A 22,537-nucleotide genomic window follows, 5' to 3' on the forward strand; every position below is an offset into this window, starting at 1 on the left:
CTTACAGGCCACAGTTGGTATCCTCGCAGTCGGGGATCGCCTCCTCGCCGGACAGCTCCGCCAGGAGTTCGACGTCGGCGAGTTCGCCGTCGTCCGGCTCGACGCACTCGCCCATCCAGACCGGGTTGACTGCCTGCTGGTCACACTCCCGGAACTCGTTGGGGCCGAAGATGGTATCGTGTTCCATCCCCGAAAGCGTCTCCCGGACCGTCGTCGGATCGCGGGAGCCGGCCTCCTGGATCCCGTTTGCGAGCATCCGGATCGACTCGTAGCCGACTCGAGAGAAGTTGTCCGGCGGGTCGCCGTACTCGGATTCGTAGGCCTCGACGAACGCCTGGTTGTCGCCCGTCTCGAGGTCCGGAACGTATCGGACGCCACTGTAGACGTCGTATGCGCCGTCGCCCGCACCTGCTCGAACTGCGTGGAACGATCCCGTCGTGGTCACGATCGGAATCTCGTCTTGCAGGTCTCGAGCACTCGCCTGCGAGAGAAAGAGCGCGAGGTCGGCACCGGTCATCCCCACGACGAGCGCATCGGCCTCGTCGCTTGCGTCCGAGATCTGGCTGATAAACGCCTCGAAGTCGGTCGATCCAGGGTCCGAGCGGGTGATATCGACCTGCTCGTAGGAGTCACTGATCGACTCCATCCGGGACTCGACCTGGTTCAGAACCGATTCGCCGTACGCGTAGTCCGCGATGTGATAGAATATCTGATCGCCCAGTTCGTCGATCGTCCACTGGGCCATGACCTCCGCGATCTGTGCGGCGGACGTCTCGAACCGGAACACGTACTCGTTGCACTCCTCGCCGGTGATCGAGACGTCCGCTGCACCGGGCGCGTAGACGACCTCGTTTTGCTGGGCGAAGTCGTTGATCGCGAGCGCCGCGGAACTGTTGATACAGCCACTGAGGAACTGTGCACCGTCGGACTGGACGGCTGATTCGGCTTCTCGAGTCGCCGTCGCCGGATCGACCTGCGTGTCGTAGTCGTCGTACTCGATCGTGAAGTCGTACTCGTCGCTCTCGTTGACGTGTTCGATGCCGAGTTCGGTTCCCTGGAGGTGCTCCTGGGCGAGATCGCTGAATTCGCCGGTGAGTGGCTCGAGGATACCGAACTGTACTGTCTCGAACTCGTCGTCGTCGCCGTCGCCGGCGTCGGCTTCTTCGGGGTCGCCGACGCAACCGGCGATCCCCGACAATCCAGCGACGCTCCCTGCTGTGACGGCCTTGAGAACCTGCCGCCGGCTCCCGTGGGCATTGCTATCCCGAGGCATACCGTCAGTAGATTACAACACATTATAAAAATCTACCCCGTTTTGTGGGGGTTTTATATCAACAATGGGGCAATATTTGGCGGTTCTTTCGCTGATCGTTCGAAATATCGATCTGCCGGGGTCGACGTCGCCGACCGTCCCGTTCTCGTTTCGGCGCGTTCTCGGCCATCGTCGTCGGGATTTCGGTCCGGGTACTCGTTCGTCTCCCGACGCTCGAAATATAGTAGCTACTGAAAATCAGTGCGCACCCGATCGCACGACAGCGGTGCGATCGATGTGCAAACAGTTTCAGTTGTTACTATAAAACCCGAGTAAATGGTGGGCGAACGTTATCCCACCCCATCACAAGCATCAACTCATGTACCGGATACTGGTCGCACTCGATACCGATATCGACCGGGCGACCGCCCAGGCGTCGACCCTCGAGTCACTTCCAGCCGCATCCGAGGGGATTACGACGATCCTGGCTCACGTCTTCCAGGAGAACCCCGAGGGACGGTCGGTCCACGACCTCGAGAGCGTCCGTCACGTCGCGTCAGCGTTCGACGAGGCGGGGATCGATTACGAGTATTACGAGGCGAGCGGTGAACCGGCGCCGGAACTGGTCGCTGCGGCCGAGGCAACTGACGCGGACATGATCTGTCTGTCGGGCCGGAAACGGACGCCGACAGGAAAGGTCCTCTTCGGAAGCGTCACGCAGTCGGTCATTCTCAGCACCGATATGCCGGTGGTCACGGTCAGTCCGGAGCAGTAGTAGGAACGACCACTGGTAGCGCCGTCGACGACGATTAAAAAGCCCACGCATACGTGGGACGACAGTGATGGAGCCATGCGTAGTATTCGGTAGCATGACGACCGAGACCTGTCCCGCCTGGGACCCGTCACAGTGTGCGGGGACGACGGGTTGTCCACCACGTTGCCCTCGCTTCATCGACAAGCACGGGGAGCCAGTCCTGGTCCAGCCCTACGAGCCCACTCGCTTCGACGCGCTCGTCTCCATGTACGTCGACTATCCCGAAGCCCACCGATCGATGGGCATCCCGCCGGTCACCCGCGACCGGATCGAGGGCTGGCTCGAGCGACTGATCGACCGCGGCTACAACGTCGTCGCCGTCCACGAGGGATCGGTCGTCGGCCACGCGGCTTACTCGCCGTGCTCGAGTCTCGAACCGCAGTTCATCGTGTTCGTCGATCCGGCAGACCACGAGCGCGGGATCGGCAGCGAACTCTGTCGCCACGTGATCGCATACGCGGCCGACGACGGACGCGAGGCGCTCGTCCTCGACGTCGACGCCGCGAACGAACGCGCAGTCCACGTCTACCGACGAATGGGGTTCGAGACGGTCGACCGGGCCGGAAACGACCTCCGGATGCGGCTCTCCTTCGACGAACCGGTCGTCGAACGGGTGCAGTTACCGCCCGCCGAGCGGCCGAGCGCGGCGTAGCCATCGTCCGGGTTTTTCGGCCGGCAACGGTTGCACCCTCTCGTAGGTTGTGTACACACCACATGATTTTTGATGGGGGATGAAGGATTGTCGAGTGACGATGAGTTATACGCAGATAGAGACAGCACCGCGGGAAGAGATCCGAGAGCGACAGAACGAGCGGCTCCGGGAAACCGTCGAACGGGCCTACGAGAACGTCGAGTTCTACCGGAAAACGTTCGACGAGGCGGGCCTCTCCCCCGAGGACGTACGGACTGTCGACGACCTCCAGAAGCTCCCGTTTACGACCAAGGAGGACTTCCGCGACGAGTACCCCGACGGCCTCTTCGCCGTCGACGACGACGACATCCTGCGTATCCACGCCTCCTCGGGCACCACCGGCAAACCCAAGATCGTTTCCTACACCGAGAGCGACCTGGACGTCTGGAGCGAGGTCGTCGCCCGCTGTCTGGCCGCGTCCGGCGTCGAACCCGGCGACACGGTCCAGAACGGCTACGGATACGGCCTGTTTACGGGCGGACTCGGTCTCCACTACGGCATCGAGGAACTCGGTGCGACGGTCATCCCGATCGGCGGCGGCCAGACGCAGCGCCAGATCGAACTGCTCGAGGATCTCGAGAGTGACGTACTCACCTGTACGCCATCGTACTCGCTGTACCTGGCCGAAACCGCCGAGGAGATGGGCGTCGACGTCTCCGAGTTGCCGGTGTCGACGGTGATCTTCGGCGCGGAACCCTGTACCGACCCGATGCGCGAGGAGATCGAAGAGCGCCTGGACGTCACCGGAATCGACATCTACGGCCTCTCGGAGATCATCGGCCCCGGAGTTTCAAACGAGTGTCACGAGGCACAGGAGGGGCTCCACATCTGGGAAGACCACTTCTACCCCGAAGTGATCGACCCCCAGACCGGCGACCCGCTGCCGGAAGGGGAAGAGGGCGAACTCGTCCTGACGACGCTGACGAAGGAAGCACTACCGGCTCTTCGCTACCGGACGGGCGACCTCACGACGCTCACCTACGAGGAGTGTGAGTGCGGTCGAACGATGGTCCGCATGGACAACGTCACCGGTCGCGCCGACGACCTGCTGATCGTCCGCGGCGTCAACCTCTACCCCAGCGAGATCGAAGACGTCGTCCTCGAGTTCGATCGGGTTGCACCTCATTACCGGATCGACCTCTACCGCGAGGGGGAACTGGATCGACTCGAGCTCACGCTCGAACTCGCCGACAACTTCGACGGCGACCGGGCAGAACTCCGGGATCGCGTGCTCACCCGACTCGAGAACGTCCTCTCGTTTACCCCCGACGAACTGGACCTCGTCGAGCAGGGATCGATCGAACGGACGGAAGTCGGCAAGGTAAAACGCGTCTACGACCACCGATAGTCGCCGCTCGTCACGCTCACGGACAGGTGCTGACACCGTCGTCGTCTTCCTTTCTCGAGGCGTACGCCGGGTAGCGATCGCGTCCTGCATGCGATCAGCGATCACTCGCCATCAATCCTCCGTCGCGTCGCCGATTCCCATAAGCGAGGTAATTTATTTGTGTCCCCATTGGGATGTTCACGTATGGCATATAGCTACGAGCCACATCACTTCGAGGAGTTCGAGGAGGGCCAGGAGTTCCAGAGTGTCGGTCGAACAGTTACGGAGGCCGACTTCGTGATGCACTCGGCGCTGGCCGGCGACTGGACGGAACTGCACACCAACAAGGAGTACGCCGAGGACGGCCCGTTCGACGGCCGCATCGCCCACGGCCCGATGACGTTCGTCCAGGCGACGGGATTCGTCTACCGCACCGGTATCGTCGAACGCACCGCCTACGCGTTCCTCGGGATGAACTACATGGACCTGCCGAACCCCGTCTACATCGGCGACACGCTCTCGCTCGAGATGGAGGTCAGCGAAAAGAAAGATGTCGACCACGAGGACGCGGGTATCGTCGTCCTCGATACGGTGATGACCAACCAGGACGACACCGTCGTCTTCGAGGGCGACATGAAGTTCCTCATCAAGCGCAAGGAGTGACAGATGCGGATTCGCGACGAGAACGGCGTCCGGTATCTCGCGTTCGATCGGCCCGAAGTCCGAAACGCGTTCACCGCTGACGTCGCCCGCGAACTCGCGGAGTCACTCGAGGACCTCGACCACGAGACGCTCGACGCGGTCGTCCTCACGGGCGAGGGCGAGGCGTTCAGCGCCGGTGGCGACATCGAGGCGATGGCCGAACGCGACGAGACGACGGCGGAGGCCTACGACCGCGTCCGGGCGACGCTGGGACGGGTCGCCGAAGCAGTGTTGACCGCTCCGGTCCCCGTCGTGGCGAAAGTCGACGGCGACGCCGTCGGTGCCGGCCTCTCACTGGTCGCCGCCGCGGACTTCGCCTACGCCGCCGAATCCGCGAGGTTCGGTGCCTCGTTCATCAACGTCGGTCTCGTTCCCGACATGGGCGGGACCGTAACCCTGCCCCGACTGGTCGGCCTCCGGACGGCCAAAGAACTCGCCTTTACCGGGAAACTGATCGACGCCGAGACCGCCGCCGAATTCGACCTCGTCAACGAGACGGTCCCTGACGACGAACTCGACGACCGGATCGACGAGATTTGCGAGACGCTTGCTTCCCGACCCACCGAAAACGTCGGCCTCGCGAAGCGAGCGATCCACGACAATCTCGGTCGGTCCTGGCAGGACGGCCTCGAGCGCGAAGCGTACGTCCAGTCGCTGGCGTACGATACGCCGGCCCACGAGGAGGGTGTCGACGCCTTCCTGAACGATCGGCAACCGGAGTTCGACTAGTGGGTCGAGTATAGACACGAGGACTTATTGCATTACACCGACATTTCTACGCAATGGTCCTCCGATCGTGGTATCCAGATCACCCTCCGACGTGGTCGACCGTCATCACTGGCTGTATCGCCCTGCTGTGGCTTCCGCTCAACTCGATTGCTCTCGAGACGATCGACTGGCTGTGGGTGTCGGGTGGAGCTATCGTCGGCGTGATTGCGCTGGGCCCCGTCGCTCGTTCGCTCGCCGAAACCCGTGTCAGTGCCTGGGACCGAGTCGGTAAGAACGGGCGACGGATCGTCGTTCTGTGTATCGTCGCCGCAGCGGTGGCTGCTGGTCTCTGGATCGACGCTCCGCCAGTCCCTACCGTCAGTTTCGTCGGCGGGTTCATGATCGCTATCTCCGTACACGTCGCGATGCACGTCGTTCACTTCGGCGAGATCCGTGGCTGGCTATAACTGGTCGCCTCGTCGCTGCTCTGAGATGCCTACCTGTCAGATACATAGTTTACTATCGAATGTGGCATTTTGGTGGGGTATGTGCCGTCCTGTTCCACACTTCGAACGGACGCTCGACCAATCGCTACGGAATCGACACTCATCCGCTCCAGTGCTCGAAATCCGAGAGCAGTATTACTCTGTGTCTTGGAAACTCAGACGTAGAAGACTGTGAACCCGGCTGGCAGCTCTCGTAGAAACAGATACCGAGAGACAGACGCGACTGAAAGTCCCAACCGTCGAGCGTAATTGGCCTGTGGGAGATGAACTATAGATTATGTATAGCAGATACTATCGAAGATGAGTGATGAGAGACCGTCCTCGCTGGCAACACAATCACGTTCGTGGCCATCCAACACTCGACCGATCATGACGGATCGAGACCACGTCCAGAATCCGGTCGAATCGCTCCTCGAGCGAACCGTCGAACAGGACAATATCGTCGAAACGATCGTCGAAGACCCGGTCGAAAACGTGCTCGAACGCTCCGAAAAGTAGTCGTTTCGCTCCCGTTACTCTGCTTCCGGCGCTTCGAGCTGGTCTTCGGCGTAGATCGACTCGACTTCGTCCTCGAACTCGTCGAGGATCGTCCGTCGCTTCTTCTTCATCGTCGGCGTCAGCATCTCGTTGTCCTCGGTGAACTCGACCGGCACCAGCCGGTACTCCTTGATCGTCTCGTGAGATTCGAACCGTTCGTTGACCGCTTCGACCTCCCGGTCGATCCGGTCTTTGACCCACTCGTGGTTACAGATCTCCTGGGCGCTGTCGGGGAGGTCGACGCCTTCGTCTTCCGCCATCCGCTCGAGGGCGTCGACGTTGGGCACGATCAGCGCGCCGACGAACTTCTCGCTGTCGCCGACGACCATACACTGTTCGACGGGTTCCCGTGCGGCGAACGCGTCCTCGATCGGGGCCGGTGCGACGTTCTTCCCGGTCGAGAGCACCAGCAGTTGCTTGCGCCGTTCGTGGAAGACGATGTAGCCGTCGGGCTGGATGGTGACGATGTCGCCGGTCCGGAACCACCCATCCTCGGTGAAGGCCCGATCGGTCGCTTCGGGTTTCTCCCAGTACCCCTCGGCCACGTTCGGCCCCGATACCAGCAGTTCGCCGGTCTCGCCCTCGGTGTCGGCGGCTTCGCCGTCGGGGACGACCGAGTCGTCGACTTTGACCTCGCAGTCGACGACCGACGGACCGACGGTCCCGATCTTCGGCTCTTCGGGCGGATTCGTGGTGACGACCGGTGCCGTCTCGGTCAGGCCGTACCCCTCGAGGATGGGCAGCCCCATCCCGTGATAGAGCGTACAGAGGTCCGGCGAGAGGCTGCCACCGCCGCTGACGAGCATTTCGATGTTACCGCCGAGTGCCTCCTTGACCTGGCTGAAGACCAGTTTGTCTGCAAGCGACTGTTTCGCCTCGAGAATCGGTCCTGGACTTTCGGCCCGGTGATACTCCCGGCCGACGTCGGTCGCCCAGTTGAAGATCCGCTCTTTGACCGGTGATTCGGTCGCCTGCTCGCGAATCGCGTCGTAGATCTTCTCGTAGACGCGCGGAACGCTCGTTGCCCCTGTCGGCTGGACGGCACTGAAGTCCTCCTTGAGCGTGTCGGAGCTTTCGGCGTAGGCGATGGTCGAACCGGCCGCAAACGGCAGGAAGTGACCGGCCGTCCGCTCGAAGACGTGAGCTAGCGGCAGGTACGAAACCATCTTGCTGTCGCCGTCGATCGTCGGCGTCTCCTCGCCTTTGTCCGGTCGCGGGCCCACCCGTCGGTAGACCTGGTTGACGTTCGCCCGGAAGTTCCGGTGGGTGAGTTTGACGCCTTTCGGCTGCCCCGTCGTCCCGCTGGTGTAGATGATACTCGCCAGATCGTCCATCTCGGGTTCGTCGAGCCACTCCTGGTAGGCGTCCGAATCGAACGCCTCGTCGCCGAGTTCGTAGACGTCGGCCAGCGTGTAGACGTCGTCGCGGTCGTCGTACCCCTCGAGTTCGTCCATCGAGACGATGAACTCGAGGTCGAGGTCGTCTTCGACCTCGAGAATCCGTTCGAGCAGTTCCTCGTTCTCGACGACGACGCCGTCCGCGTCCGGATCGTCCAGCAGGTACTGAGCTTTCTCGGGCGAGGAACTCTTGTAGACGGTGGTGACGACCGCGCCCGCGGACAGGAGGGCGAAGTCGGTGTGAGCCCACTCGAGACGCGTCTGGGCGAAGACGCCGACGCGGTCGCCGGTTTCGATCCCGAGTTCGCGGAAACCGGCCGTCAATGCTCGGACGATTTCACCCATCTCGGCATATGTGAGGCTCCGATACTCGCCGTCGGGGGCAGCAGGGAAGGCGACCTCGGAGAGGCTCCGGTCGTAGACACCGCCCTGGTACTGCTGGGCAACCGCGTCGGTGTTCCGAATTACCGTTTTCTCGAACATTCGGCCGAGCGGTTCCATTGCAATCACGTCGCTTTCGAACTCCCGTTCCGCAGTTTGCCAATCCATGGTTTGGCGTACCATGAACCTGAACCTACATGAAAGGTGGGTATAATACGCCGTTACTTGAACAAAATAAATGGTCTGGAAGAAAGAATAACCGATTCTGCCGCTCCGGGTGCAATCAGTTTTCGTCGTAAATCCGATCGACCCGATCCTCGAACCGCTCGAGGATGACGCGGCGTTTCTTCTTCATCGTCGGCGTCAGCATCTCGTTCTCCTCGGTGAACTCCTGTGGAACGAGTTCGAATTGCTTGATCTTTTCGTACGACTCGAAGTCCTCGTTGACCCGGTCGACTTCCTCCTGGATGTACTCGTGGACGCGTTCGTCGTCACAGAGGTCTTCCGGATCCTCGGGCAGATCGATTCCCTCCTCGTCAGCCCACTCGCGGACGTGTTCCGTGTTGGGGACGAGGAGTGCACCGATGAACTTCTCGTCGTTGCCGAGCACCATCGCCTGTTCGACGACCTCGCTTGCCGCGAAGGCGTCCTCGAGCGGGCCGGGTGCGACGTTCTTCCCGGTCGAGAGGACGATGATCTGTTTGAGGCGGTCGCGGAACTCGACGTAGCCGTCGGGACGGAGATGGACGATGTCGCCGGTGCGGAACCAGCCATCCTCCGTGAACGCGCGATCGGTCGCGCTCGGTTTCTCCCAGTAGCCGTCGGTGACGTTCGGCCCCTTCGCGAGGAGTTCGCCGACCTCGCCGGGGTCGTCGAACGCATCCTGGTTTGCGACCGATTCGTCGATCCGAAGTTCGACGTCGGGCAGTGCCGGGCCGATCGTTCCGATCTGGGGTTCTTCGGGTGGGTTGACGGTGAGCACGGGCGCGGTCTCGGTCAGGCCGTACCCCTCGTAGATCGGCAGCCCCATCGCGTGATAGAGCGTACACAGTTCGGCCGAGAGGCTCCCGCCACCGCTGATCAGGATCTCGATGTTGCCACCCAGCGCCTCTCGAACCGTCGAGAAGACGAGTTTGTCCGCGAGTGCCTGTTTCGCCGAGAGGATCGGCCCCGGATCGTCGGCTTCCTGGTACTCGACGCCGACGTCGGTCGCCCAGTTGAAGATCCGCTCTTTGACCGGCGATTCGCTCGCCTGTTCGCGGATGGCGTCGTAGATCTTCTCGTAGACCCGTGGGACGCTCGTCGCCGTGTTCGGCTCGACGGCAGCGAAGTCCTCCTGGAGCGTGTCGGGATCTTCCGCATAGCCCACGCAGGCGCCGCTGGCGAACATCAGGAAGTGACCGGCTGTCCGCTCGAAGACGTGAGCCAGCGGCAGATACGAAACCGTCAGTGCGTCCTCGTCGATCGACGGCACGTCGTCGTCTCTATCCGGCCGCGGTGCCATCCGTTTTCGGATCTGGTTGACGTTCGCCCGGAAATTACCGTGTGTGAGCTGGACGCCCTTCGGCTGGCCCGTCGTTCCGCTCGTGTAAATCAGGCTCGCGAGATCGTCCATCTCGGGTTCGTCGACCCACCCCTGGTAGGCCTCGAGGTCGAAGGTGTCCTCACCGATCTCGTAGACGTCGGCCAGCGTGTAGACGTCGTCGCGGTCGTCGTACCCCTCGAGTTCGTCCATCGAGACGAAAAACTCGATGTCGAGGTCGTCTTCGACCTCGAGGACACGCTCTAGGACTTCCTCGTTCTCGACGACTACGCCGTCGGCGTCGGGATCGTCGAGCAGGTAGCTGACTTGATCCGGGGAGGAGCTCTTGTAGACGGTCGTGATCACTGCGCCGGCCGTGAGCAGTGCAAAGTCCGTCTGCGCCCACTCCATCCGGGTGTTCGAGAAGATGCCGACGCGGTCGCCGGTTTCGACCCCCAGTTCGCGAAAGCCGGCCGCGAGATTGCGAACGATGTCCCGCATCTCGGCGTAGGAGATAGTCCGGAACTCACCCGGTGCAGCGGCGGTCAGCACCGAGTCGGTCAGCGACCGCTCGTAGACACCCCCCTTGTACTTCTGGGCCGGACGGTTGGCGTTCCGCTCGGCCGCATTCTCGAACATTCGCCCGAGCGTCGTCTCACCGATTACCTCGTCGTCGTATTCTCGTTCGGCTTCCCGCCAGTTCATATACTGTGTGAGGGAACCTCCCGTGCGATAAAACGTGGTGAAACGTGTTCCACCTGTACTCTCGTTTATTACCGGACGAAAGCCCGACGACGGTAGCGTGAGACGGAAATCAATCGTTTCGTGGAACGTCACAACTATAGTAGCCACTGCAAGTCAATGCATGTCTGATCGCACGACGGCTGTGCGATCAGTGTGTAAATAGTTGCAGTTGTTACCGTAGCGACGAATGGTTTCCCCGGACTACTCCGAATCGTCCAGATAGCCGAGCGCGCCACGAACGTTCAGTCTGGCCTCGGCACTGGCCTTGTGATCGCCCCACGTGTCGGCCATCTCCGTCGACGTCGCGAAGTGCTCGAGGACGGCCTCGTCGTCTGCGAGGTCTTCGCGTGTTTCCTCGACTGTCTCGACCCACTCCGAGAGAACGGTCGCGTACTCCTCGAGGGCCTCATCGAGGTCGTCGCCGACGTACCGTGGTCCGAAGTGCGTGTACAGTAAGACGTCGGGGTCGATCGTTTTCAGGGTCTCGAGATCCTCGAGACACTGCTCGAGGTCGAAATCGGACGGCGGCGAGGTCTCGACGATCCGTTCGCGGTCGGGAACCCAGATTCCTGCCGCGTCGCCGGTGAAGACCGCGTCGTTCGCGGGATCCTCGAAGACGACCTGGTGGAACGCGTGTCCCGGCGCAGCGTGGACGCGCAGTTCGTGGTCCTCGAGGTCGATTACGTCGCCGTCCTCGAGTTCGACGATGCGCTCTTCGGGGATCGGCTCCGGTTCGACGTAGTACTGCCACTGCTCGCCGACGGCCGATTTCGTCCCTGCGACCAGCCGACCGGGGTCGGCAAGCAGGCTCGACCCTACTGCCGGAATACAGACGTCGGCGTTGGGACATGCCTCGGCGAGAAAGCCCGCGCCGCCGGCGTGATCGAGGTGGATGTGGGTCACGGCGATGACTGCGAGATCCTCGCGAGCGATGTCGAGTTCGTCCAGCGCCTCGAGAATCCGTTCGTGGTTGGTTCCGATCCCCGTCTCGACGACGGCGGGCCGATCCGCGTCGAGAATGTAGGCGGCACCGTAGCCGTTCGTATCGTACATACCGGTGTCGACGTAGTAGAGGTCCGAACAGTCGCCGGCCGTCACTTCGGTGAGCGTACCGTCTTCCATACACCGATCAACCGATCGGCGAGGTAAAAGTTCTCGTGGTATCGGAACTCAGTCTTCGGGGACGTCTTTCCACTCGCCAATACCCGACGGATCGAGGTGGACGTGTGCGTCGCCGACGTCCTCGAGGGCGCGCAGACGGTCGACGAGTTCGGATTCGATGTCGTGGGCCTGTCGGAACGGCATGTCGCCGTCGACCTCGACGTGGACCTCGACTTCGAGGACGGTGCCGTCGTAGAAGACCGCGAGGTCGTGGACGCCCTCCACGTCGGGGTGGGATCGCAACGTTTCCGCGATCGTCGCTCGCTTCTCGGGGTCGGGCGCGGCACCGACCAGGTAGTCGAGGTTCTCGCGCCCGATCTCGACGCCCTGGTAGACGACCAGGATGCTGACCAGTCCGCCAGCGATCGGATCGAGCAGTGGCTGGCCGAGCAGGACGCCGACGATCCCGACGGCGGCGGCGATCGTCGTGTAGATGTCGTTCAGACAGTCGATCGCGAGCGCCTCGAGCGCGGTCGACCCGAGGTCGGCGTTGACGTACTCGGTGTAGCGATAGACGAGGTACATATCGACCATTGCAAACGCCAGCGCCGCGAGCAGGAGGGGGTTCGCCTCGGGCGGATCGAGGACGAGCAGCCCCTGGACGGACTCGTACAGCAGCGACAGTCCGAGCACGGCGAGGACGGCCCCGACGAACAGCGCCGTCAGGGGTTCGATCCGGTCGTGGCCGTGCGGATGTGTGTCGTCCGGTTCGTCGTAGGCACTCTTTCCCCAGACGAGGACGACCACGCTCGAGATCAGGTCCGCGACGGAGTGAGCCGCGTCCGCGAGCAGAGCGACGCTGCCGAAAACCAGGCCGGCAGCGCCCTCGACGACGATCTTCGCGGCGTTACCGAGAACGTTCACCCACGCTGCCCGCGCGAACCCGGTCCTCCCGTCGCGGTCGACCATGAGTTGGTTTAGAGAGAGTCTAAACTTGTGTCTTTCCCTATACGAACGGGCCCGGTTCCGCAATCCTCATGGCGATCCTGTTAGAATTGTGGGCTAACGCGCTCGACGCCGGGCGATGGGGCCCGCCCGATCCAACTGCCGCGCTCGCACGACCTCGTGGGCGGCTGACGGTCCCTGTCTACCAGTCAGCTATGGCAACGGACCACCCACTCGTTCGACTCGAGACGCTCGCACTGATCGCCATCGGCGGGTTCGCCGGTTCGAACCTCCGCTTTTTCACGCTCGGCGTGTTCGGCGAGATTCCGGCCGTGTTGCTCGTCAACGTCCTCGGCAGTTTCGCGCTCGGCTTCCTGGTCTACGAGGCCGAGTACGCGGGGCTCGTCGGGAAACAGTCGCGGGTCGTCTTCACGACCGGCTTTCTCTCCTCGCTGACGACCTACAGTACGTTCGCGGTCCAGACCGCTACCGCTGGGGACCCACTGGCCGTGCTCGTCATCGTCGCCGGTAACTACGGTCTCGGCTTCACGGCCGTCATCGCGAGTCGGTCGGTCGCGCGTCGCGTCACTGCCGGCACCCGGTCGGCTCCCGGAGGTGAGACGGCGTGAGCGTCGCCGCCTCGCCGCTGCTCGCCGACGCACTCGCGGTCACGTTCGACCCCGAACCCGCACACCTCGTCGGCACCGGCGGCGCCATCGGCGCACTGTTGCGCCACTGGGTCTACCTGCAGTTCTCGAGCGAGGAGTTCCCGTGGCCGACGCTCGCGGTGAACGTGATCGGCAGTTTCGTCTTCGGGCTGGCAATCTTCGCCGGTGCGGGCGAGTCGGCGATCCAGTTGATCGGCATCGGTGCCTGTGGCTCCTTTACTACGTTCTCGTCGTTCTCCGTCGAGACCGTCCAGCTGTACGAACGCGGCGACCGGCTGCGTGCGGTCGTAAACGCCGCCGCGAACCTGCTCGTCTCGCTCGCGGCGATCGGGCTCGCGTGGGGGATCGTCGCCGTCGTCTAAAAAACGGGCTCCGGAACTACAGCAGTTCCGCGAGCAAGATTGCTGCCAGTCCGAAGTAGATCAACAGTGCGGTGACGTCCTTGACCGTCGTGATCAGCGGGTCGGATGCGGCGGCCGGGTCGAAGCCCAGTTTGTTCATGAGCCAGGGGATCACGTAGCCGACGATCGACGCGACCACACAGACCGTGACGAGGCCGACGAAGACGACCAGCGCCAGCTCGAACGCGTACGGCTCGTTCATCTGCCAGACGTACGCAGCCGAGGCACCGATACCGCCGATGATCAGGCCGATCAGTAGACCGATCAGCCCCTCGCGGGCGAAGTGACGCATCGCGTTCCGGTCGTCGATCTGTCCCAGCGCCAGCCCACGGACGAAGATGGTCGACGCCTGCGTACCGACGTTACCGCCCATGTCCATGATCACCGGGACGAAGAACGCAAGCGCGACGACGCCCTCGAGCGTTTCCTCGTGATGTTCGATCACGCCACCAGCGAGCAGCCCGCCCGCCAGCGCGACGATGAGCCACGGCAGTCGCAGCCGGAGGATACGCGGAATCGAGGACTCGAGGATCGCCGTGCTTCGGGACTGCTCGATGTCGGCGAAGGAAAAGCCCGCGCTCTTGAGGATGTCCTCGGTCGCCTCCTCTTCGACGACCTCGATCATGTCGTCGGTCCGGAGGACGCCGACGAGGACGCCGTCGTCGTCGACGACGGGCATCGCGGGGAAGTCCCGATCGACGATCTCGTCGACAGCGAACTCGGGGTCGGCGTCGGCGTTGATCGTCACGAGGTCGGTGACCATGTGGTCCTCGACGACGTCGTCCTCGGGAGCGTTGAGCAGTTCCCGGAGGGACATGACGCCGACGAGTCGCCCCGCGTTGTCGGTGACGTAGAGGTAGTAAACGGTCGTTTCCTCGGCGGTCGGTTCGAACTTGCGGAACTCTTCGATTGCCGGCCCGACGAACGTCTCCTGGGTGACGGCGACGTACTCGTCGTCGGTGAGTTCGCCGGCGCGATCCGCGTGGAACTCGAGGTCGCGGCCGCTAGCAGCCCCCATAGGTCTCACCTCGTACGTGCGACCGGATGACGCCTGCGAACTCGCCCTCGAGAAGGTCGAGAATCAGTTCCTCGAGCGTCGGAAGCCGCTCGCGAGCACGCTCGTTGATTGCCGTATCGATTCGAAGTCCACTGCTGTGGTTAGTGTCCAGCATACAGACGCAATTCTTTAGACGTCTCTAATTAGGATTTTCCTTTGTGACTAACACTGGATTTAATTCACATGAGGGTCGTTCACATAACTGTCGCCTCCGTTTTATTTCGACCCGGCAACAGTTTCGGGGATCGGTAGTTCCGTCAGTCCCACACGTTTAACAGGACACTGAGTGATGGTCTGATATGAGCGTTCGGCGCGACTTCTGGTCGATCTATCGCGAGGCACTCCCGATCCTACTGATCGCACTCGGCGGCGGACTCTTTGCCGGGTTAGTGCTCGAGGGCATCCTCGAGAGCGTCGAGCGGTTCCCAGGGTTGCTCGTGATGGTCCCCGTCTTCCTCGCGACCCGGGGGAACGTCTACGGCGCGCTCGGCGGTCGCATCTCGAGTGGACTTCACCAGGGACTGCTCGAGCCACGTTTCGAGCGGAACGAACGGCTCGTCAACGCAGTTCTCGCCTCGTTCATCAACGGAATCGGCATCTCGATCGTCATCGGCGTCGTCACCTGGCTCGCCTTGCTGGTGATCGGCTGGGAGGTTGCGGCGCTGTACGAACTGGTCGGCATCATGTTGATCGCTGGTGTTCTAACGTCGGTCGTCCTCATCTTCGGCCTGCTCGCGCTGATTTTCGCGGGCTACAAGTACGGCTACGACCCCGACAACCTCGTCGGTCCGATCGTCACCACGCTCGGCGACATCTTCGGGATGCTCTTTATGCTGTTCGCGATCACCTTCGTGGAGGTGCTCGTCTGAATGGTCGTCACGCAGGGTTCGCTCGGGACGTGGAACTGGAAGTCGATCGTCAGCAACATGTTCCCGCTGCTCGTCGTCCTCTCGATCATCGTCCTCTGGGCGGGGATCACCCTCGAGGGCGCCGAGGCAATGTTAGAGCAGTACGCCATCCTCGCGGTGATGGTGCCGACGATGGTCGACATGGGCGGAAACCTCGGCGCAATCTTGAGTTCGCGACTCTCGACGCGGTTCCACCTGGGGACGACGGAACTCGACCCGACCGACCGCGTGCTGTGGGCGAACGTGGGTGCGATCCTCGCGCTCGCGGCGACGATCTTCACGGCGCTTGCGATCGGTGCCTACGCGCTGGGGATCGTCATCGGGTCGCCGCTGCCGCTTGCGACCTTGCTTCTCATCTCGCTGGTCAGCGGGATGTCGGTCGCAGTCATCGCGATCGTCTTCAGTTTCGCAGCGACCTACGGTTCGTATCGGATGGGGATCGACCCCGACGACACGACGATCCCGATCGTCACCAACGTCGTCGACGTCTTCGGGATGGTCATCTTTATCGGCGTCTCCGCGGTCGTACTCGGATTCTAAATCCCCGTCATCCTCCCGTCATACTGTCGTCTGACGCAGTCTCAGGGCTCGAGTGTCTGACTGAGGTTCAAGTAGTCCGGTGTTGCCGTCGTGGGTATGTCAGTCGACACGGCCCACGAACGCAACCGACTCCGCTACGACCTCCTCCACCGGGTGATCGCACGATGACGACGACGATGACGATCGCCGTCACGGTGGCGCTGACGCTTCTCGACCTGTTCCGGACGATGCCAGTCCGAACGCGAGTCCGGGCCCGCGAACGGTTCCGACTGGTCGTCTCCTTCGCTCTCGCGGTGGCCGTCGTGGTCCTCGGGACCCTGCTGTATCTCGAACTCGTCGGCCTGATCCTCGAGCTCCTCGGGTGAACGACGCGACCGTCCCGTCCCCGCCGAAACGTGTGACTAACTATCACTCGTCCTGACGGAGGGAGAGATATGCTTCCGCCGGTCGCGAACCGCTTCGTCGCGGGCGAAACCGCGGCCGAAGCGATCGACCACGCCCGCCGGCAGGCGAAGCTCGGTATCGATCCGATGGTCAACCTGCTCGGGTCTCACCACGCCGACCGACCGGCTGCCGAGGCCGACGCCGCCGAGTACCGCCTGCTCGTCGAAGACCTCGCCGAAGCCGACCTCGAGGGCGAACCCGCCATCTCCGTGAAACCGACACAGATCGGACTCGACTGCGGCGAGACGGTCTTTCGTGACCTGCTCGGCGGCGTCCTCGAGGCGGCCGTCACCCACGACGTTTTCGTCTGGCTCGACATGGAAGAGCATACGACCGTCGACGCCACGCTCGCGGCCTACGAACGGTTCGCCCGACTCTCCGACGGTCGGGTCGGCGTCTGCCTTCAGGCCGACCTCGAGCGCACGCTCGACGACCTCGAGCGGCTCGCGGACGTTCCGGGCAAGCTACGGCTCGTGAAAGGCGGCGCCTACGACCGTCCGTCAGAGATCGCGTACACGACGGATACACGGATCGACCAGGCCTACCGACGACTCCTCGATCGAGCGTTCGAGACGGTCGAGGGACCCGTCGTCGTCGCCACCCACGACCCCGAAATGATCGAGTACGCGACCGACCGCGCCGACGGGACCGACCTCGAGTTCCAGTTCCTGATGGGCGTCCGGCCGCGGGCACAGCGAACGCTCGCGACGGAGTACGACGTCTGTCAGTTCGTCCCCTACGGCACGCGCTGGAAGCGGTGGGCGATAAACCGGGCGAAACGCAACGTCGGGTTCACCGCGCGAGCCGTCGCAGAGACGCTGGTTCCGCTCGGCAACGGGGAGACGTTCGAAGAAGAGGTCGGCGTATCGGTGCCGGTCCACGAATCGCCGGCGACGTCAGGGCTCGAGTCGACGGGTGAGTGACCGGCCGACGTTCAGTACCGACAGGGCCGGCGCCGGCCGTCCGCGTTCGTAGACGAGCAGCGGGATGGTCTCGGCGCCGAAGTACTCCTTGAACCGGAAGACACCGTTACGAAAGTCCGGCGGCGAGCCCCGGAGTTCGTACGTCTCGTACCCCTCGTCGATACCCCACTTGATCGCGTGCTCGTGGAGCAGTTCGGGTGCGTGGTACTCGAACTGATCCTCGGTAACGCCAGTGAACAGGTGTTGCAGCGTCGACTGCTCCTCGTCGAGCAGGTACATGTACTGGCCGCGGGCTTCGCCGTCGACCTCGAGGGTGAACAGCTTCAGCCGATCCTCGAGCCGAGGGAGTTCCCGGAAGAACGCAAGGGGGTGAGTCGGCAGTCCCACGCGGTCGGCGACGGTCGCGTAGTCCTCGTAGAACGCCACGCAGTTCTCCTCGCTGATCGCCTCGTCGACGACCTCGAACTCGTAGTCGTGACCACGTCTGATCCCGCGACGGCGCTCGCTGTCCATCTCCGAAAAGAGCGCGTCCCACCCCCGCGTCAGGTCGAGCGTGAACCGACACGAGAGGATCGTCGGCTGGTATCCCTTCGACTCGAGGAAGTGGTTGTAGCGGACGTAGTTCTGGTCGTAGACCCGGAGTTCGTTGTAGAGGACGGTGCCCCGACAGACGTCGCCGACGGCGTCTAGCAGCATCTCGAGGGCGTCTTCCTCGTCGGTCATGGTGACCGGGCCGCCGTAGCCGGGCCGGATCGAACTCAGTCGCTTCACTCGGCCGAGGTCCGTGACGAAGTTCGGGAAGACGGCGACGGGGTTGCCTTTCTTCGAGACCAGCAGGTGGTGTGGCTCGTGGCCGATCCCCTCCTCGACCGCCCGCAGCCACTCGTAGCGGTGGTAGACACACCCCAGTTCGGACTGTTCGACCACGTTGTTCCACTGGTTCCGGTTTGCCTCCGCGACGGAACCCAGCCGTTCTACCTCGAGAGCCATCGTGGAGGTCCTTTCAGGTAATTTCTCATAACTACGTTCACACTACCCCTCGTTTGGTGAGCCGTACACGCCGACGACGGGGTGTATTCGCCGCTTACACCGTCTCTGACTCTCCGTCGCACGCCCTCGCGTACGTCGACAGCGCGTAGGCCATCCAGGCCTGACACCACCGCATCAGGGTGAACCGTTTCGTGTAGAAGCGCCGCTGCTGGTAGTAGAACTGGCCGTCGCCGGCGTACAGCGCGTCGGTCGCCCAGTCGATGATCCGACGGGCGAACTCGAGGTCGCCCGCCTCGGTGAACGTGATAATTCCCTGGGCGGCCGCGTGGGTATCTCGGGGGTACACGCTCGACTCGTCCCAGTTGGACGCGCCGTCGTCCTCGAACAGCTCTTCACGGTAGAACGACAGTCCGCGTTCGATCGTCGCGTCGAACCGACTCGAGCCTGTAAGCTCCTGGTACCGGAGCAGCGACTCGAGGATGAAGCCGTTGTGGAAGTTGTCCATCGAGAGGTGAGAGGCCGTCGGCGGATCGGTGTACATCCAGCCGCCCGTCGCGGTCTGTTTGCTCGCGACGTAGTCGAGGATCGCCTCGCCCGCCTCGCACCATCGCGGCTCGTCGAAGTACGCTCCGAGTTCGAGCAGGAGCCGCGCGCCGAGTGCGTTCGCGTTGAGGGTGTAGGGTTCGCTCACCTCGTTTCCCCCACCGTTCTCGGCCGTATAGTTGATTCGCGCACCCTCGTCGAACTCGGTGTAGTCGAGGTCCTCGAAGACGAACTCGGTCGCCGTCCGCGCGACTCGTGCGTACGTCGGTTCCTCGAGCGCGTCCGCGGCCTGGAGCAGCGCTTGCACCGCGTAGGTGGTCGAGACGACGCCCGACACCTCGCCCGGCGTCGAGGCCGTCTCGCTCGAGAGGTCCTGCAGGGGGTGTCTGTGCCCGCCGCCACAGAAGCCGCGACACCAGTCGTTGTCTTCCGCGAGCAGCCACTCGACGAGATTCTGTGCCTCTCGAGCGTACGTCTCGTCGCCAGTCAGCGTGTAGATGTCGAGGTTCGCCATCGCGAACAGCGCCGCACCCTTGTAGTTGCGCCGTTGCTCGACCTCGAAGTACGGACGCAGGTTGATCGGCGCTCGCTTGATCCCCTCCTGGACCGCGAGGTTCAGCAGTTTGCTCTCGAACGGAAGTCGCTGGAGGTAGACGCTGCTCAGCCCGTCGGCGTAGTCCCAGCCGGTGTAGTCTCGCTCGCGTGCGTACGCGAGCGTCTCGCGACAGCGCCGGACGATGGGATCGCTCGAGGCCGATTCGTCTCTCCGTCGCTCGGTCGTTCGCGTCGCGTTCATCGTCGACTCCGGGTCGGGTTCGGCAGTCGTTTCTCCGCCTGCTCTGCGGACGATCGCGGTACAGACGTCCCCGGAAGCTGCTCCAGGAGTGATGCCGGCGGCGTCAGCCACGCGCCGAGATCTGTCGGCTCGAGATCCCAGCTCGCCCCGGGCGAGAGCAGCGTCGACAGCGACTCCCGGAGCGTCTCCCGATCCCTGTTCGTCGCCGCGAACTGCAGTTCCCGGAGCGGGAACACCATCTCGCCTCTCGGTTCCGGCGAGCCGACGGGCAACTCGTGGCCGAGGTCGAGTCGGTCGGCGACCAGCGTCGAGGCGAACCGATAGCCGAACTCGCTGGCCAGCGCGTACGACGCCCAGAACTTCGGGTTGATTTCCATAAGTACGGGCGTCCCGTCCGTCCGGCGTTTGAACTCGACGAGTGCGACGCCGTGCCAGCCGACCTCCTCGAGCAACCGCCGTGCGGCCGTCGCGACCGCCGCATCCGGCTCGAGCCGGAGGTGCGTCCCGCTGCCGCCGTGACGGGGCACCGACCGAAGTTCCTCGTGTGTCATCGTGAGTGCGACCTCGCCGTCGACACAGAGTAACCCACAGGCGTGGGTCGAACCGGAGCCGTCGACGTACTCCTGGACCAGTACCTCGCCGTCCGGAGCGACGCTCGCGATCCGATCGTAGGTCTTCCAGAACTCGCCCGGGTCGTCGACCGGTGCCGTCGTCACGCCGCCGTTCTCCCACCGTGCCTTCAGGAAGAGGGGAAAGGGGAGGACGCCGTCGGGGGTCGCCCGGCCGTCCGCCTCGAGGTTGGCGACGACGTCCGAGTACTCCATCGGCGTCTCGAGACCGAGCCGTTGGCCCCGCCGCAACGTCTCTTCTTTGTCCGCCGCAGCACGGAAGGCGTCTCTCGAAGGGAGACAGAGCGCGACGTCTCCAGGAATCGATTCCCGGATCGTCTGGACTGCCGCCATCGAGTCGTAGCCGACCGGAAGGACGACGTCCGGTCGATCCCGCTCGATCGTCTCGAGCAGGGCCGTCGGATAGTCCGGATCGTCAGGAGGTGGAAGGACTCGGCCAGCGTCGCAGTACGTCGAGCGCAGAAGCCTGCTGTGTGGCGACGTCCCGACGCCGACCACCGTCGCCTCGAGGTCCTCGCTTAGCTCCGTCGCGATCGCCAGGGCGTTGTCGTAATCGCCGTCGAGCAGGAGGACCGTCGGTGGAACCGCGTGCATGGACGGGGCCGCATCGCCCAGTTCAAAAAGTAACAGGTTGATGAGATGCTGGTCGATCCACCTACTCCAGCCGGAGTGGGGCTATCGGGCTGCGTTCGGTTCGTAACGCCGCCGTACGTGTCGGACTGTCCGCGAGACCCGAACTCGAGACGTCGACTGCTACTCTCGGCTTATCGTCTCTAGCTCGCTGCTAACTCCTCGAACGCTGTCGCAGCCGTCCGCGTCCCTTTCGAGATAAGCACGTCGCCACCCTGGATCTCGGCATCGGCGTCGCCGACCAGCAGCCAACCCTCGTCGGGTCGGCGGATGGCGATTACGGACATCGTCGACTCGGTATCGGGGACGCCGCCAACGATCGTCGTCCCATCGAGATCGCTTTCCGGCGCGACCTCGACGCGGGTGATGATCTCGTCGCTCTCCTCGACGGCCAACTGGACGACCGGGTGGACGTCGATCTCTCGAAGAACGCCCTCGCTGATGTCGATCGCGGCGTCGCTGATGACTTCGGTGGCACTGCCGAGGTGGATCAGTCCCCGCAGCGCGACCGGATCTGAGGCGTCCGCCGCTGCCCGGAGCGTCCAGGCCTCGAACCGCGACTCGAGCGCGTCGACTTCCACCTCGAGGTTCTGGACCTCCTCCGCCAGCGCGTCGCTGTCGAAGAGGACGGCGCTGTAGGCCAGGTCGACGGCCAGTTCCGAGAGGTTCTTCATGTGGACGATGGTGTCGACCGCCCGTTCGAGGTCCTCGATGTCGGGCGCGTCGACGACCGGCGGCTCGTAGGTCGTCCCGGTCATCGTCTCACAGACGTCGCCGATCGCGACGTCCGGGCCACGCAGGAGCGCGACGTCGTCGGCCTCGATCGTCGTCTCCGGGCCGGGGTTGAGCAGCCACTCCTCGCCACGACGAAGCGCGATAACGCGAACGCCGGTCTCGGACTCGAGGTCGATGTCGGCAAGCGTTCGTCCAACGTAGGACGAGTCGGGAGCGACGACCCCACGGACGAGCGTCTCGACGGCCTCGGGAAGCGCCGCCCGCATCGCCTCCGGGAGCCCGATGTCCTCTAAGACGACCTTCGCGATGTCGCCGGCCGCGTCACTGATGTCGTCGGCGGCGGTGACGATTCCCAGAACGGGCGCGAGCTGTTCGGCGTCGTCCGGGTTCCGGACCGCCATCATCAGCCCCATTCGCGCCCGCATCTCGAGGAGGTCCATCCGTTCCTCGAGGCGCAGTACCTCGTGGGCGATCTCCTCGCTCGAGTGCAAGACCGCGGAGTACGAGAGGTCGATGAGCAGCTCCGCTGTGTCTTTCATCTCGACGAGCACGTCTTTGACGTTGACTGGCTCGTACTCGATCGGTACCGACGCCTCGCCCTCGAGCGGGTCCATATGTAATCAACTCTCGGCCGGTCCAAAAAACG

Annotated in this window: 24 protein-coding genes; 13 read left to right on the forward strand and 11 right to left on the reverse strand. The window is 63.4% G+C overall.

Annotation, left to right across the window (positions count from 1 at the left end; genetic code table 11):
- Position 1: 1 nt before the first annotated feature.
- Positions 2–1,273, reverse strand: a complete 1,272-nt coding sequence (locus BLR35_RS00640; protein ID WP_090375838.1) for an ABC transporter substrate-binding protein — start codon at positions 1,271–1,273, stop codon at positions 2–4.
- A gap of 358 nt (positions 1,274–1,631) precedes the next feature.
- On the opposite strand from BLR35_RS00640, the gene BLR35_RS00645 reads away from it, so the two are divergent.
- From BLR35_RS00645 to BLR35_RS21065, 7 genes are all read left to right on the forward strand, one after another.
- On the forward strand, positions 1,632–2,027 hold the full coding sequence (locus BLR35_RS00645; RefSeq protein ID WP_090375841.1) for a universal stress protein: 396 nt from the start codon (positions 1,632–1,634) through the stop codon (positions 2,025–2,027).
- Positions 2,028–2,121: 94 nt separating this feature from the next.
- Positions 2,122–2,718: a GNAT family N-acetyltransferase gene (locus tag BLR35_RS00650; RefSeq protein ID WP_090375844.1), complete on the forward strand. Its 597-nt coding sequence runs from the start codon at positions 2,122–2,124 to the stop codon at positions 2,716–2,718.
- Between the two features lie 100 nt (positions 2,719–2,818).
- Positions 2,819–4,105 (forward strand): phenylacetate--CoA ligase PaaK, encoded by a 1,287-nt coding sequence (gene paaK, locus BLR35_RS00655; protein WP_090375847.1) that lies wholly within the window; start codon positions 2,819–2,821, stop codon positions 4,103–4,105.
- Positions 4,106–4,288: 183 nt separating this feature from the next.
- Entirely contained in the window at positions 4,289–4,747 is a 459-nt protein-coding gene (locus BLR35_RS00660) for a MaoC/PaaZ C-terminal domain-containing protein (protein WP_090375850.1), read from the forward strand.
- A 3-nt stretch (positions 4,748–4,750) separates the two neighbouring features.
- On the forward strand, positions 4,751–5,515 hold the full coding sequence (locus tag BLR35_RS00665) for an enoyl-CoA hydratase/isomerase family protein (RefSeq protein WP_090375853.1): 765 nt from the start codon (positions 4,751–4,753) through the stop codon (positions 5,513–5,515).
- 53 nt (positions 5,516–5,568) lie between these two features.
- Entirely contained in the window at positions 5,569–5,961 is a 393-nt protein-coding gene (locus tag BLR35_RS20475; RefSeq protein WP_170830936.1) for a hypothetical protein, read from the forward strand.
- A gap of 408 nt (positions 5,962–6,369) precedes the next feature.
- Positions 6,370–6,498, forward strand: coding sequence for a hypothetical protein (locus tag BLR35_RS21065; RefSeq protein ID WP_280139346.1), 129 nt, complete (start codon positions 6,370–6,372; stop codon positions 6,496–6,498).
- Positions 6,499–6,512: 14 nt separating this feature from the next.
- Here BLR35_RS21065 and BLR35_RS00675 read toward each other — a convergent pair whose 3' ends face one another.
- From BLR35_RS00675 to BLR35_RS00690, 4 genes are all read right to left on the reverse strand, one after another.
- Positions 6,513–8,483: an AMP-dependent synthetase/ligase gene (locus BLR35_RS00675; protein WP_090375856.1), complete on the reverse strand. Its 1,971-nt coding sequence runs from the start codon at positions 8,481–8,483 to the stop codon at positions 6,513–6,515.
- A gap of 115 nt (positions 8,484–8,598) precedes the next feature.
- A complete protein-coding gene (locus BLR35_RS00680) occupies positions 8,599–10,542 on the reverse strand; it encodes an AMP-dependent synthetase/ligase (RefSeq protein ID WP_090375858.1) in 1,944 nt (647 codons plus the stop codon).
- Positions 10,543–10,782: 240 nt separating this feature from the next.
- Positions 10,783–11,703 (reverse strand): MBL fold metallo-hydrolase, encoded by a 921-nt coding sequence (locus BLR35_RS00685; protein ID WP_090375861.1) that lies wholly within the window; start codon positions 11,701–11,703, stop codon positions 10,783–10,785.
- Positions 11,704–11,751: 48 nt separating this feature from the next.
- Positions 11,752–12,651, reverse strand: coding sequence for a cation diffusion facilitator family transporter (locus BLR35_RS00690; RefSeq protein WP_090375864.1), 900 nt, complete (start codon positions 12,649–12,651; stop codon positions 11,752–11,754).
- A gap of 191 nt (positions 12,652–12,842) precedes the next feature.
- Between BLR35_RS00690 and BLR35_RS00695 the strand changes: the two genes are divergently transcribed.
- Together BLR35_RS00695 and crcB are read left to right on the forward strand one after the other, a co-directional pair.
- Entirely contained in the window at positions 12,843–13,256 is a 414-nt protein-coding gene (locus tag BLR35_RS00695) for a fluoride efflux transporter FluC (protein WP_090375867.1), read from the forward strand.
- A complete protein-coding gene (crcB, locus tag BLR35_RS00700; protein WP_090375870.1) occupies positions 13,253–13,657 on the forward strand; it encodes a fluoride efflux transporter CrcB in 405 nt (134 codons plus the stop codon). Before BLR35_RS00695 ends, crcB begins: the two co-directional genes overlap by 4 nt.
- Before the next feature lie 16 nt (positions 13,658–13,673).
- Here crcB and mgtE read toward each other — a convergent pair whose 3' ends face one another.
- A complete protein-coding gene (gene mgtE, locus BLR35_RS00705; RefSeq protein ID WP_090375873.1) occupies positions 13,674–14,714 on the reverse strand; it encodes a magnesium transporter in 1,041 nt (346 codons plus the stop codon).
- The gene (locus tag BLR35_RS20480; RefSeq protein ID WP_170830937.1) at positions 14,701–14,868 is read right to left on the reverse strand and encodes a hypothetical protein; all 168 of its coding nucleotides are present in this window, start codon (positions 14,866–14,868) and stop codon (positions 14,701–14,703) included. Before BLR35_RS20480 ends, mgtE begins: the two co-directional genes overlap by 14 nt.
- A gap of 184 nt (positions 14,869–15,052) precedes the next feature.
- On the opposite strand from BLR35_RS20480, the gene BLR35_RS00710 reads away from it, so the two are divergent.
- The 4 genes from BLR35_RS00710 to BLR35_RS00725 all read left to right on the forward strand — a co-directional run bounded on the left by BLR35_RS00710 (position 15,053) and on the right by BLR35_RS00725 (position 17,568).
- Positions 15,053–15,622: a magnesium transporter gene (locus BLR35_RS00710; protein ID WP_090375876.1), complete on the forward strand. Its 570-nt coding sequence runs from the start codon at positions 15,053–15,055 to the stop codon at positions 15,620–15,622.
- Positions 15,623–16,201, forward strand: a complete 579-nt coding sequence (locus BLR35_RS00715; protein WP_090375879.1) for a magnesium transporter — start codon at positions 15,623–15,625, stop codon at positions 16,199–16,201.
- Positions 16,202–16,365: 164 nt separating this feature from the next.
- On the forward strand, positions 16,366–16,566 hold the full coding sequence (locus BLR35_RS00720) for a hypothetical protein (RefSeq protein WP_090375883.1): 201 nt from the start codon (positions 16,366–16,368) through the stop codon (positions 16,564–16,566).
- 69 nt (positions 16,567–16,635) lie between these two features.
- Positions 16,636–17,568 (forward strand): proline dehydrogenase family protein, encoded by a 933-nt coding sequence (locus tag BLR35_RS00725; RefSeq protein ID WP_090375886.1) that lies wholly within the window; start codon positions 16,636–16,638, stop codon positions 17,566–17,568.
- Here BLR35_RS00725 and BLR35_RS00730 read toward each other — a convergent pair.
- The 4 genes from BLR35_RS00730 to BLR35_RS00745 all read right to left on the reverse strand — a co-directional run bounded on the left by BLR35_RS00730 (position 17,542) and on the right by BLR35_RS00745 (position 22,505).
- The gene (locus BLR35_RS00730; protein WP_090375889.1) at positions 17,542–18,558 is read right to left on the reverse strand and encodes a lipid II:glycine glycyltransferase FemX; all 1,017 of its coding nucleotides are present in this window, start codon (positions 18,556–18,558) and stop codon (positions 17,542–17,544) included. The genes BLR35_RS00725 and BLR35_RS00730 overlap by 27 nt on opposite strands.
- A gap of 94 nt (positions 18,559–18,652) precedes the next feature.
- Entirely contained in the window at positions 18,653–19,897 is a 1,245-nt protein-coding gene (locus BLR35_RS00735) for a prenyltransferase/squalene oxidase repeat-containing protein (protein ID WP_090375892.1), read from the reverse strand.
- Positions 19,894–21,120, reverse strand: coding sequence for a carboxylate--amine ligase (locus BLR35_RS00740; protein ID WP_090375894.1), 1,227 nt, complete (start codon positions 21,118–21,120; stop codon positions 19,894–19,896). Before BLR35_RS00740 ends, BLR35_RS00735 begins: the two co-directional genes overlap by 4 nt.
- Before the next feature lie 179 nt (positions 21,121–21,299).
- Positions 21,300–22,505 carry a potassium channel family protein gene (locus BLR35_RS00745; protein WP_090375897.1) on the reverse strand — a complete coding sequence of 402 codons (1,206 nt, stop codon included), beginning with the start codon at positions 22,503–22,505 and terminating at the stop codon, positions 21,300–21,302.
- Positions 22,506–22,537: the final 32 nt, after the last annotated feature.

The sequence above is a fragment of the Natronobacterium texcoconense genome (genome assembly GCF_900104065.1).
Lineage (GTDB): Archaea > Halobacteriota > Halobacteria > Halobacteriales > Natrialbaceae > Natronobacterium > Natronobacterium texcoconense.